The following is a 13,602-nucleotide window of genomic DNA, read 5'->3' as shown; positions in this document are numbered from 1 at the left end:
AATAAAAACGGGAAAGGAGAATCTCTCCTTTCCCGTTTTTATTGTTTACGTTGTTTTATTTCAAATTCTTCTAGCATTGAAATACGTTCGAGCATAGAGGGGTGACTGTACCGGAATATCTTTACTAATAAAGGCGGATTAACTTGACTTAAACCTGAGCGGGTTAATTCCTGGAAAGACGTTATAGCAGCTTCAGGATTCTCAGTCATATTAATCGCATATCTGTCAGCCCTTGTTTCCTGATATCGAGAAATTAGATTAGAGAACGGACTAGATGCAAATAGCAGCATTGATAAGATCATGAAAAAAAGCGGTAAGGAACGAATATCTTTGACGTCAGGTATTTTAAGTTCTTTCCCATATCGCGCAACCGCCCAATTCATTATTCGATACGTCAAATACAAACCAAACAACGAGAACAATAAATATATAGCAATTCCGATATAAATATGTTTTTCTACATAATGGCAAATTTCATGAGCCATGATAAATAAAATTTGATCATCTGATAATTTGTTTAGAGTAGTGTCCCATAGTACAATCCTTGCGTTGGAGCCAATCCCTGAAACATAAGCATTTAAGGAATTTGTCTCCTTTGACATATTCACTTCAAAAACATGTTCAGTGGGAATTTGGGCCTTATCTGCTAATGCTAAAATCTTCGTTTCCAACTCTTTATTTTTCAAAGGATAAAAATCGTTATATAACGGGGCAATGACTACAGGCTGTAAAAACATCAAAAACAAGGTAAACGGTATAGACAATAACCAAGCATAGAGCCACCAGCGTTTAACACTTTTTGTCATGAGCCAATATAGAACTGGAACAATAATCAGTAAAGTCCCGTAATTAATCCAAAAATCGATTAATTCTTCCTTCATCCAAGAGGCAAAGGTTTGTGTAGAAATGTTATAGGTTTTTGACAAGGTGTAACTGATATAGCTTAGAGGCAATGTAGCCAAAAAAGCAAAAAATGAAAGCCAAATAAGGTATATAGCAGTTTGGAGCAGCTTATACTTGGACGAATTTTCAGCCCATGATTTGAACGCTTTTGATAGGCCAAATAATAAAATCAGAAAATAAAAAAGCCATTCAAACGGTGTAGATAGGAAAAATAACAAATTTCTTATTTTTGAATACTCTTCACTCAGCATTAATTCCCTGCCATTTAAAAAAGTAGCTGGATCAGCTTTCGTTCCTTGATATTCAAAGGGTAAATTCGAGTCTGCAAAATAAAACAAGTACCAATAAAAAAACAACCCATATATCACATAGGCCAAAACTGCATAGACTCCCATTTTTCTAACCATGTTTTGTCCCCCTTTTTGTACAAACCTCTATACTTAGTTTAGTTATAAACTTCATATTTAGAACTAAAAAAAGCCGGGCAATACCGGCTTAGAGAAAATAAGAATATAGAGCGAGGACTGTAATTGAGCCTAGAACTACAATGATAACATTGGCCCCTAAAAAAGCAGCACCAAAAGCAGCGGCAGCACCTGCAATTCCATACCAAATATCATCTTTTTGAAGAAATAAAATCGCTGGGAATATTAATGCACCAAGGGTTGCATATGGAACATTTTTGAGTACACCTTGGATAAATGACGGCAGCTCCTTACCTTTAAACAATACAAACGGAAGCATCCTTGGTATGTATGTAACTATACCCATTCCAATAATCATCCATACAATTTCACTTTTCATGCTTTACACCCCAATGCCTTGCTTTTATAACTTCAATCAGTTCAATCATAACAGCCGATAATATGGTAGAGATAACAATTGCCCATCCTTGAGCCATAATGCCGCCCATAGTAAATATCGTATTGAATATCGCCGCAAGGGAGGCTAGAAATAACACCTTTACACTCTTTTTCAGAGACGGAACTAGGAGACCTATAAACATTGCATAAAGCGCCACGCCCATACTTTCTTGTAGTGTTTGTGGAAGACTTGCCCCTATCAAATGACCAATCCCAGTGAATATTACCCAACTTGAATATGCCAACAAATTAACTCCAAACATAAAACCAGTAGTCAAGGTCTCTTCTCTCGTTGCCGCCACTGAAAAGGTCTCATCTGTAATTCCAAATGAATAAAGCATTTTATTGCCAAGACGGTCATCTTCACACTTTTCTGTTAAAGAAGTCGACATTAAAAAATGACGAATGTTTACAATGAAAGTCGTTAATATAATTTCAACTATTCCTGTCCCATAGGCAATTAAGCTTAAGGAAATATACTGTGAGGCTCCAGCAAATACAATCATGCTCATTAATACGGATTCATAAATAGAAAGTCCTGATGTTTTTGCTAGAAGACCAAATGTCAATGCAATTGGAAAATACCCTATACCAATGCTGATCCCTGCCTGTAATCCCTTTTTAAATTCAGTAGATTCTTTTCCTATTGCAAAATCAGACAACCTTATCCCCTCTTTCATCCTTGAATCAAAGGTAAATTTTATCAAACTTTCGAAAATAATGAAATAAAAAAACATGGCAGGGAATCCGCCATGTTTTCCTTTTTTAAACGGTCTGGGTAATTTGGGCTTTTAAAGCCCTTCTTAAGATTTTTCCAGTTGTATTTTTAGGGAGTTCTTCTAAAAAATCTATTGAAGAAGGAACTTTATACTTAGCTAAATGTTCTCTGCAATACTCAAGTAATTGCTCTTCCGTAGTATTCGGATCTTTGCACACAACATAGCATTTTACTGCTTCTCCAAGATTTGAATCTGGTACCCCAAGTACTGCTGCTTCTACAACATCTGGATGATTATATAGAACTTCTTCCACCTCACGAGGATAAACATTAAACCCGCCGACAATAATCAAATCTTTCTTTCTATCGACTATGTAAAAATAGCCCTCTGCATCCATTTTTGCTAGATCACCTGTATATAACCAGCCGTCACGTATCGCTGCAGCTGTTTCTTCAGGCATTTTGTAATAGCCTTTCATGACATTCGGACCGGAAACAATTAATTCTCCCACTGCTCCAGCGGGAAGTTCCTCTCCAAGTTCATTGACAATTTTGTTCTGAACATGGAGGATAGAGGTTCCGATTGAACCAGCTTTACGCGGGCGGTCCAGAGGATTGAAGCAGGTAACCGGTGAAGCCTCAGACAAACCGTAGCCTTCAGAGACACGGACAGTAAATTTCTTTTCAAAATTATTCAGCAGGGCAACTGGTAATGAAGCACCGCCAGATATACATAATCTTAGAGATTTAAAATCTTCTGGGTTGCCTTCTGGGTATTGAAATAAGAAATTATACATAGTTGGTACCCCAGCAAAAACAGTTGCTTGATACTCTTTTGCTAATTCAAAAATTTCTTTTGGACTAAATTTTGGGGCAATCAACAAGGTCGCTCCACTTAATAATGGTGCATTCAAAGCAACTGTTAAGCAGAAAACATGAAACATAGGCAAGGTAGTGATGACACGGTCTTGATCATTCATCCTTAAATAAGATCCAACATCACTAGCATTGCTATATAAATTTTTGTGGGTTAACATCGCCCCTTTGGGTTTCCCGGTGGTACCAGAAGTATAAAGAATAATTGCTGTGTCATCATCCTTCAGTTCCGGTCCTTTAAAGGAAAGATCTCCAGAGGCAACAACATCTGTAAACGATTTCATTTTAGGGTAAAGTGTGAGTGATTCACTATTATGCCGAGAGATACCATTTTCACTAGTTTCACAGAATACAAATTTCTCTACCTTAGGCAGGACAGCATGGACTTTTTCAGCTAATGGAATGGCCATATCCAGCGCAACGACAACTTTTACATCACCGTTATTCAATATGTAACCAATTTCATCTGCTGTATAAATTGGATTAACCGGAATAACAGTTGCTCCCAGCCTCAATGCCCCGTATAAACTAATGACGAAATGAGGTGAGTTCCCAAGTAACAAAGCAACATGATCTCCTCGTTTAACTCCTAACTTTTCAAGCCCAGAAGCGAATCTTGTAATGGCACTATCCAATTCAGCATAGCTAGTACCTTGTCCCATAAAATAAAAGGCAGTTTTGCTTGCTGCGTTTTTAGCAGTTTCCTGAAGTCTAGATGATATATTCATAATTTCCCTCCCTTTTGTGAATGAATACTCATTCACTAAATCGTAAAAATTTTCTAAATATATTATATTTAAAGAAATTTAAGTATTCAAGTAAAACTTTTAAGAGATTTATCAAATTACCACCGCTACAACTATCCATAACAAAATCCCCTTCCTACCACCATTTATCAGTCTGTAATAAGAATGGGGATTTGTATGACCTTAAAAAGGATACTGCATACTTTTGCTTGATTTTGAAGTATTCAATTTTTATTTATTAGATATTTACAGTAAGGAATAAGACGTCTGGCAACTTCAAATTCCCTGTTCTTGGACCCTGGTCTCCAATTCACTTCAAACATCCATAGTCTTTGGTTTACATCGATACCAACATCTATACCAAGCTCATCAAAGGAATGTTCATATAAAGTATCAAAATGAGCAGAAAAGGTTAAAGCAAAAACCTCAAGGCTTTCCTTTACCTTTTTCGAATCGTCACCAAATTCATCTTTTAAAAACGAGGCTAATTCTCCGCGGTAGCCGCCACTGCTTATATTACTAATCATTTTTGCATTCCCACTTATCCTGGGATAAATCAAGTTGATTTCCCACTTCCCATCACCATTTTTTTGGACATGTAATCTAAAATCATACGTAAGACCATTTTTTGTTTTACACTCAATGAATGGCTGCATCAGAAACTTTTTTCCGGTAATAATTGGCTGAAAGTATTTGTTAAGTTCTTTTTCATTCATATAGATTGTGTTGAATTCTTCTGTTACTTTATACTGTTGCTGCGTTTTTTCAATAAAAAACACCTTTTTCCCATGATTTCCAGATAAAGGTTTTATTACAGCTCTCGGTTGATTTTTTAGAAATGAAATAAGTTCTTCAGGCATGTTTAGAGTTGTGGAAGGAATTAGATAAGAGGCGAACTCTTTTGCTTTTTTCACTTTTTTGTATACTTTCATTTTGTTCCCTACAGGAAAGCTTGTTAAGTTGGCATATTGTTTTAACTTCCTAAGTATATTAGACTGGTTCTCCGTTTTTGGGTTACAGCTGTTTATTACAACAGCAGGAAAATCTACCTGTTTTTGAATCCACTTCCCATCCTCATACATCCAGCCATCAATCTTCATGTTGTCAAAATCCACATTATTAAATGAAAAGTAAAAAAAGTGAATTCCCTCCATTTTTGCAACGGCTGCATAGGGATAGGCCTTTTTTACATCTGCAGGATTTTGCCGGAAGTGGAGCATACCGATACCTTGCAAATAAATCACATCCCGAGTCTCAATAAAATTACTCCTTTTCAATCTTGGAATCAAAAAGATACCGTGCATAACTGATTGGTGTTGTATATGTTGCTTTCCATACTGCTTCCATTTGGGCATTTTTAAATGAGTATCTTAGATCGCGGCCATTACATTCAATAAACATGGGAAAACCTTCAGCAGTTAAACCAATATCCAGCCCAACATCTGCTAGGCTAGGAAAATACTTATTTAATTCAGTTACAGCTTTAATTGAAAAGTCCTCAATAGATTGGTAGACTTCGTTAACGTCCAAGTCAGAAAAATCGTTTAATAATTGCTTAAGCGTTTTACAGGTACCACCTTTTGCAACATTGGTTACATAATTTCCTATTTTAGCAACCTTCCCAACCATACCTGTTACCTGCCATTCCCCTATTCCATTTTTTTGGACGGAAACACGTAAATCGAAAGGGCTGCCTTGATACTCTGCAAGAGGAATTCGTTCCTGAATGATGTAGTTTTTATTTAAGACCTTTTTACGAATGATTTCTGGCCATTCGTTAGCAAAAGCCTCTCTCTTCTCGCGGTATCTAACTTCCCAAAGATTACTAGCTTTTTTTTCTACCATAACGACCCCGCTGCCTAAACTTCCATTACTAGGCTTAATGATTAGTTCTTTATACTTCTCCATCATTTCAATTAAATTCACTGAACTTGCTCGTTTCGTTTCAGGCAAATGGGGCTGCAATTCTTCATTTTTCATTAACATTTCATGAACAGTCCATTTTCCAAAACGATTCCTATCATTAAAAATAATGACCCCGGTTTTTTGAATATTCTTTATCTTTAACTTTGATTGATTGCCAAAAAAAAGTCCTCGATTATGAATAATTTTAGGTATGGTGATAACTTTCAATTCATATTTTCCCTTATCACCTTTTACTAACGCATTAATTTCATTTGTCTCAGGCATTATATCTTTTAATCGAAAAAAGCAAGGAAACAGTCCATATTGTATACAGGCTTCTTCATAAAAACGAATAGGCTCAAAAGAAGACCTTTTTTTCTTAATCCGACTATATGTCAACCCACCTACTAATATTCCAACGGTTGGAGTTTTCATATTCCTAATCTCCTTTTTATCTAAAATCATGCTAAAGCTTTCGAATAACGAAGAGGTGTAACAAATAAAAGTCTCCTTAAGTTATACTTCTTCACTTTTGCTAAGGCAATCATAGCCGTACATTTATTCGAACCAGAAGATATTTTTTGGTGAATTAGCATTTACCCTGAAAATGCTTTTAACCATTACTCAAAATGATTTTAGGAAAACTGCCGTGACAATGGATTTCTAATTGCATGTAATAATAAGTAAAACTTATTAGGTTTCTTTTTAGCGGATTAAACGTACCTATCCTTCTGTATCGGTTTCCGCTTCGCAACCTCATTATTTCGTATTTTAGGACAACTTCTAATTGCTTTTCTGCTAAAGTTAGCCATAAAAACACCCCATAAATGCAAAATTAGAGTGCCTAATATTTACGGGGCAGTTCACACACGGAGGCCTTTTATAATTCTTGATATTATTTAAACGCTTTTAGCTCGTCTTAGCCAAATTCTAAAATGCTTAAAGGAAGTAATTTTGTTGGGTAGGAGTGACAATTTTTATATTACCTGTTTCATTGGAACTCCCCACCTCATTTTCACTTATGTTAAATCCTTGTAAATGAACAGCATAAAAGATAGGCTGAGTGCGTATTTTTAAGTACAATTCATAGTCCATTTCTTTAAAGCCTTTAAAACTCGGAAAAATATTTGCCTCAATAATCCATGGAAACCCCTCTTGGTCAAGACCGATATCTAAACCAAATTCTGCATAGTGTTGGTCTTTTCTATCTATTAAAGAACAGAACTTCTGACAAAGATTTATAATACTCTCATAAATATTATCGTATGATTGATTTATTCCTGATCCAATTACTACTTCCTCCAAGGTCATTGCTTCTCCGCCTCTTGCAATATTGGTTAACACCTCATTTTCACCGGCAACCCTGCATTCAATACCAGTGCATTTCCAGCTTTTTTTATCATATTTTTGCATCACTACTCGCACATCCAAAGGGCGGTTGTTTATTTTCAGAAGCGGAATGTAAGTTTGATACAAATATTGCTTATTTAAAATATTTAACTTCTTTATCATTTCTTCTAATCCCTTGTTATCAGGAATCAGATGCCGGAGTATTAACTCATTTTGATGGTCGTATAAGATATAGCCATCATCATGGTCTTGATTTTTTTCCAGTATAAGAATACCTCTCCCTCTTGAAAGGCTGATAGGCTTCAATATAACTTTTTCCGTATCCTGAATAAATTGAATTAAATCATCGCTATTTTTCAACAGATGTGTGGCTGGAACATGGTTACGAATTTCCTTTTCATCTTTTAATAAAATTAGATCGGATTTCTTAAAGTAATGGGAATTGAATAAATTCTTATTTGTCATTTCTATTAGTTGGTTAATCCTATCATGATTTTGATGAAAATTTCTACGGTACAAGGCAGCTGGAATTGGTACAGAATCATATCTCCACTTTTTAAGAGTTGGATCATACAGCATCCCATAGGCAATCTCTTCATTCCAATCGATGGAACGCGTGGAAAAGGCAAAAACTACTCCTCCAAATTTCTCATATTCCATTAAACGGTCAGAGTACTTTTCCATATAGGTTGGATTGTACAGATGATTGTTTTCCCCTAACAACAATCCAATGGATGGACCAATTATTACTTTATTGTTTGATATTTTTAACTGATATATCAAGTCCAAAGGTATATGCAGCTTCTTTAAAAGAGAACTAGAGATAATTACTTCTGCGGGATTGGTAAATGAATTTTCGTTTAAACGAAAATCCCTTTCAAGGATGTCAATTTTACATGTTTGTTCCTTAATTCCAAACTGGATGGAGATTTGGTCACTGGTGATTAATTTTGACTGAAGCATTGGTAATTTCAGGCACATTTCCTCATCCTGAAACTCCTTTAATTTGATCCAGAGATTAATACTTTCCTCATTTGAAAGCATGATCAGTTTATCTTTAGATTCCGGACTTGGTAACAGCTCTGTTGATTGTGTTGGATACGCAAGGCTATATTCATTTCTGATTTCATCGTGAGAATTCTTTTGTTGTAGTATTTCCTTAGCAACCTTTAACGGAAATTTACATATTTTCCCACAAATCTTAGTGTTCCATCCAAAAATGTCTTTAATAATGGTACTGATCGGACAGGTTGAACTTAAAGAATAGAAACCATTCCTATTTAATGAAAATACAATCCCAATTTCGAAAATTCCAGGGTAATAAAAGTGGATGATATTTAAAACCTTTTGGCTACACTCCCATAATTCATCCATTGCAGCATCTTCTAAATAGTATATTTTTTGGTTAGAATCTTTTGCGTACATAAGCGTGGATTGCCATTTATTATTTAAGTTTTTTTGACCTAATACGTATAAAGTATATAAAGTATTGTTATCGTCTATTTCTTCGTCAAAATCTATACTTATATCAGAATATGAATCTACTAGTGCACATAATTCTTTTTTCTTTATTATATGGTGCTCATTCAGGACTTGAAATTCGGGGTGGTTAGAAAGTTCCTTCAATTTTTGAATATTCTTTTTTTTATAAAACATTGTTGTGTTATAAATAATTGAAGGGATGTCAATTGTATCCTTTATTATGATTGAATTATTCTGAATTTCAATTGCACGAGTTTTTAAACTTTCAAGCGAAATATCATTAAGTCTAAAGAATTGAATTTTTAGGTTTAACTCTTTTCCTTTCCTAGCATACATATGCCATATTTCGTCTTTTTTGTATTTTTTACTAAATAGCCTACTCCATTCCCTTTTAGAAAGTAGTACCCCAACGTTTTCCATACTCATGCCTCCACCTCCTAACATAAACAGGTAATTAGTACCTTTACAATAATTTATATTCATTGCTCACTAAAAAGTATAGGCAGATGTTAGACTTATCCACTTTTATCCTTTTTTATAAGATTTAATTGTTTCATAAGAGCCATCATTTAATAATTTGAACATTGAAACAGCAGGTCTTAGGTTTGCTTCTATAATCCAGACCTTCCCTTCAGTATCAATACCAAGATCTATTCCATATACACGTTTATTGGTATAGGATTTTGTTAGCTGTTGAGCAATTAACAAGGAAACTTCCTCTAATTCTGCTACAATATCTTTAATTTTTTCGTTGTTTACCAGTGATTTTTCAATTGCAACCTCCACAGGTAATAAAGCTTTTGCTACATTAGTCACCACAAAGTTATTTGCCGCCACTTTTGCAAGTTTTCCAGTTACTACCCACTCCAATGAATCTTTTTTTCTTTGTACCATTACCCGAACATCAAATGGATTATTATTTATGGTTGCAAGTGGAATGAATTGCTGAACAATATACCGCTGTCGTTTTCTTGGAAAGTGATTCTCTTTTAAGTAGTCGTATATGTTCTCCTTGACGTTTATGAATGTTTTACTGCGTTCAATATGAAGTACAAATACTTCATCTGATAATGAAGAGAGTTGGATAATTCCTCTCCCCTGAAAACCAAAGCACGGCTTTACCATTATTTGATTATATTTCTCTAACATTATATTTAATGAACTTTTAGTTAAGTATTGAGTATCAGGCAAATAGGAAGAAAGCCTTTCATCCTTTGACATCAATTTATGTTTTGTCCATTTCCCAAACGAAACACCCATTTTACTTCCCCTTTTATATTTTTTGTACTACCTTTAGCCTCATTTATAGTCTATTTTGAAAAAATATAAATGCCTGTATCAATTTCTAAATTGGATGTTTAACTACCATTTCCATTAATAGCATATTTAAAATAAAATAAGGCAAAAAACTAGTCCACTAAATGAATTGTTACTATGTAAAAATCTATACATAAAAAGATTGCCTCATAAGAGACAACCTTTTTGTATTAATTAAATATAGCTTCAATTAATCAATACGAAAGGCAGTTAAACACAGAATGGGGATCGTTTTACTCTCTTCTGAGGTGAAAGGCAATCTCATTCGCAGCTTGCTTTGCAATATATTCTGCTTCTTCGAGCGTATCTCCTTTGGCAATTACATACGCATAGCGATGACCCATTGATAACGGAGGTGTTACATATGTTCCCCTCCTCGGCTTGACGTATACTTCCACCACACCTGGTGTAGCCGCTGCCCTTTCCTTGCCTGTTACCTTATTTAAAATGCCTTTATTTTCAAGGATGATATACTGTGTAAAGACATAATGGTTTGTAGACTTTACTAAAGAAGGAGTCTCTCCTATTAACAACTTTAGTGTTTCTTCCACTAAGCAATAACCAAAAGCAGCTTGAATCATCTTGTTCATTGCCCCGCCGGAGATTCTAGGATTTATTTCGATTAGTTTCCAGCCATCCTCTGTCAATCTTAGTTCCAAATGAAAGGCACCATTTTGAAATTCTAAAGAGGACACAATTGTTTCAATAACATCCAGTAAACTGTCTTCTAGATGTCGCGGTACTTCTACTAACACCCCGTATCCCGTTACAATAAAACGTTTCCCCTTTGTAATTTCTTGCTTAATAACAGCACCAATAAGAACCTTCCAGTTGCTGACCAGAACCTCCACTAAATATTGGTCTCCATCCACATATTCTTCAATGATGATGGTTTCACTTGGATCTTTGGAACGCAGCTTATTTACGTTTTTTTCTAGTTTCTTCATATCTTCTGCAAAGATGACGTCCTTTGAGCCAGTTGAAGAAGCACACTTCACTACCAACGGGAACTTTAAATTCTGGTAATTGAGAACAAAAGGCATTGGTATATCATTTGTTATTAACTTAAATCCGGGAGTAAATGATTGATTAGCGAAAAAGGTTCTAGTTTTTTCCTTATTTTCCATAATAGCAAGAGCTTCCGTTGATAAATAGTTTTCGCAGTATTCGTCAGCCAACATTGATGCTGTCTGAACGTATTTTGCAACAAAACTGGTAATAATTTTTATTTCATTTCCACGATCCAGTAAAATATCAATTTGTTCTTTTATCTCTTCGATATTGTAAAGGTCCACTAAAGTCAGTTGATGAACATCCTTATATTCACTTCTTTGCTGAATTTGCTTTTCCTGATTGGTAAAAACAACTGTATAATATCCTAATTCATTTGCCGCTTTTACTGCTTCTCTGCTTGAACCGGATTTATTTAAACCAATAAATATGATCGTCCTCATTATCCTCACTCCTATTTTCCCCTGACAAAGATGAACGCCCTATATGTTATGAAGGAATTTGAGTTTTGTATGACATTTTTACACATATCACGAAATTAGTCGTCTTTTGCGAAAAGGATTTATACCTTGTCTCTGTATACCTACCAAAAAGAAAAACACGGTGACTGTTTCACCGTGCTAAACTTTAATAAATTAAGTTGATAAAATCTTCTTTTAATACATTTCCAAAATAATAAGTTGTGTCGACATCTTTAAGTGCTGCTTCTATATCGTTCTTTCCGTAGCGAACATGCTTTAGTTTATTTTCAACATCACTAACATCGCCAACACCAAAAAAGTCACCATAGATTTTACAGTTTTCAATAATTCCTTTTTCAACATCTAAGCGGACATCAATTTGTCCCACTGGGAAACGATGGGAATGTTGGAGATTAAATTTCGGTGATTTACCATAATTCCAATCCCAATTTTGGTAGCGCTCCTTGGAAAGTTGATGGATTTTCTCCCAATCATCTTCGGTTAGCACGTATTCTGTTACTTCTTCCCCTTGAAAAATAGACTTCAGCAACGCTGCACGAAACTCTTCTATTGTCCATTCTTCAGTCAAAAATTCTGAAATATTAGCCACTCGACTCCGAACGGACTTAATTCCCTTGGATTCAATTTTATCCTTTTTCACTCTTAATGCCGAGACAATGTGATCCATTTCCGATTTAAAAAGAAGCGTTCCATGGGTGAACATACGCCCCTTTGTTGAGAATTGAGCATTGCCTGATATTTTCCTGCCTTCAGCTAAAATATCATTTCTTCCACTCAATTCTGCATTAACTCCCATCTGTTTCAGTGCTGCAATGACCGGTTCTGTAAATTTACGGAAATTATGAAAGCTATCACCATCATCTTTTGTGATGAAGCTATAATTAAGATTGCCCAGATCGTGATAGACGGCTCCTCCGCCAGACAATCTGCGGACCACATGGATACCATTTCGCTCAACATATTCCGTATTAATTTCTTCTACCGAATTTTGGTTTTTTCCAATAATAATCGATGGCTCATTTATGTAGAATAATAAATAGGTTTCATTGATATCGAGATTTTTTAAGGCGTACTCTTCAATTGCAAGATTTACTCTTGGATCGGTAATCCCTTTATTATCAATAAATAACATATTATTTTCCCCTTCTTATAGTGAGATGGTTTGAAATTCTCCTGCTAGTCTTATTATACCAGTATATTCTTCACCCGCTTCACTAATAAGCTTTGATAAATCTCCGTAATGCGGGAGATGAGTTAAGATTAATTGTTTAACACCTGCTCTGGAAGCAAATCTTCCTGCATCAGTGCTATTCATATGACCTGCAGACTTCCCATTTTGATGTTGATAGAAATTACATTCACATAATAATAGGTCAGCGCCTTTAGTAAAATCAATAAATTCTTCTTTAAAGGAACTATCTGCTGTGTAAACGATTGACTTTCCGTTCACGTCAATCCTCATTGCATAGCAAGACACTGGATGATCAGTTTTTAAGAATGTTACCTGGAAGGGTCCAACAGTAAGTACATCATTAGGTGAATATGCAATTCCCTTCGTAATTTCTTTATAGGTTAATTTTGCAAATTCCACTTGGTCCAATGAATGTCCATAGATAGGTAATGTAGGAAAACTCTTTCCTAAAAAGCCCTGAATCAACCGTGCATGCTGCAGAACCCCTATATCCGCAATATGGTCTGGGTGGTAGTGAGAAATTAAAACAGCATCCAGCTCTTCCGGCTGAATGATATTTTGCATTTTCGCGAGGACACCACTGCCACAGTCAATCAACAGTTTAAATTCATCATGCTCAAGTATATATCCAGAGCTTGCACCATTTTGTTTTGGATATCCACCCCAAAAACCAATTGTTGTTAACTTCAACTAAAATTCCCCCTCTTTATTAAATAGAAAAGCGGAACCGCATAGTTTAGGCTGCTAGTACTAGACA

At 35.2% G+C, this 13,602-nt stretch carries 11 protein-coding genes; all 11 read right to left on the bottom strand.

Translation table 11 applies throughout. The annotated features are described in order from the left end of the window. Positions 1 to 38: 38 nt before the first annotated feature. The 11 genes from QNH29_RS07395 to QNH29_RS07345 all read right to left on the bottom strand — a co-directional run bounded on the left by QNH29_RS07395 (position 39) and on the right by QNH29_RS07345 (position 13,535). Entirely contained in the window at positions 39 to 1,310 is a 1,272-nt protein-coding gene (locus tag QNH29_RS07395) for a M48 family metallopeptidase (protein ID WP_283864172.1), read from the bottom strand. Positions 1,311 to 1,398: 88 nt separating this feature from the next. Continuing rightward, on the bottom strand, positions 1,399 to 1,707 hold the full coding sequence (locus QNH29_RS07390; protein WP_283864171.1) for an AzlD domain-containing protein: 309 nt from the start codon (positions 1,705 to 1,707) through the stop codon (positions 1,399 to 1,401). Further along, a complete protein-coding gene (locus QNH29_RS07385; protein WP_283864170.1) occupies positions 1,697 to 2,428 on the bottom strand; it encodes an AzlC family ABC transporter permease in 732 nt (243 codons plus the stop codon). The genes QNH29_RS07390 and QNH29_RS07385 overlap by 11 nt, the downstream gene beginning before the upstream one ends. A gap of 103 nt (positions 2,429 to 2,531) precedes the next feature. After that, positions 2,532 to 4,088 (bottom strand): fatty acid--CoA ligase family protein, encoded by a 1,557-nt coding sequence (locus QNH29_RS07380; protein WP_283864169.1) that lies wholly within the window; start codon positions 4,086 to 4,088, stop codon positions 2,532 to 2,534. A gap of 242 nt (positions 4,089 to 4,330) precedes the next feature. Continuing rightward, positions 4,331 to 5,350: a YheC/YheD family protein gene (locus QNH29_RS07375; RefSeq protein ID WP_283864168.1), complete on the bottom strand. Its 1,020-nt coding sequence runs from the start codon at positions 5,348 to 5,350 to the stop codon at positions 4,331 to 4,333. Positions 5,351 to 5,369: 19 nt separating this feature from the next. Then, entirely contained in the window at positions 5,370 to 6,446 is a 1,077-nt protein-coding gene (locus QNH29_RS07370) for a YheC/YheD family endospore coat-associated protein (RefSeq protein WP_283864167.1), read from the bottom strand. 504 nt (positions 6,447 to 6,950) lie between these two features. After that, positions 6,951 to 9,326 carry a YheC/YheD family endospore coat-associated protein gene (locus QNH29_RS07365; RefSeq protein WP_283864166.1) on the bottom strand — a complete coding sequence of 792 codons (2,376 nt, stop codon included), beginning with the start codon at positions 9,324 to 9,326 and terminating at the stop codon, positions 6,951 to 6,953. Between the two features lie 42 nt (positions 9,327 to 9,368). Then, entirely contained in the window at positions 9,369 to 10,103 is a 735-nt protein-coding gene (locus QNH29_RS07360; protein ID WP_283864165.1) for a YheC/YheD family protein, read from the bottom strand. 290 nt (positions 10,104 to 10,393) lie between these two features. Then, positions 10,394 to 11,614, bottom strand: coding sequence for an ATP-grasp domain-containing protein (locus QNH29_RS07355; protein ID WP_283864164.1), 1,221 nt, complete (start codon positions 11,612 to 11,614; stop codon positions 10,394 to 10,396). A gap of 184 nt (positions 11,615 to 11,798) precedes the next feature. Further along, positions 11,799 to 12,785: a lipoate--protein ligase gene (lplA, locus tag QNH29_RS07350; RefSeq protein WP_283864163.1), complete on the bottom strand. Its 987-nt coding sequence runs from the start codon at positions 12,783 to 12,785 to the stop codon at positions 11,799 to 11,801. A gap of 15 nt (positions 12,786 to 12,800) precedes the next feature. Next, positions 12,801 to 13,535: an MBL fold metallo-hydrolase gene (locus QNH29_RS07345; RefSeq protein WP_283864162.1), complete on the bottom strand. Its 735-nt coding sequence runs from the start codon at positions 13,533 to 13,535 to the stop codon at positions 12,801 to 12,803. Positions 13,536 to 13,602: the final 67 nt, after the last annotated feature.

The sequence above is a fragment of the Neobacillus sp. DY30 genome (genome assembly GCF_030123065.1).
Taxonomy (GTDB): Bacteria; Bacillota; Bacilli; order Bacillales; family Cytobacillaceae; genus Neobacillus.
Note: the sequence above shows the minus strand (reverse complement) of the source record. Positions and strands in the feature narration are given on the sequence as shown.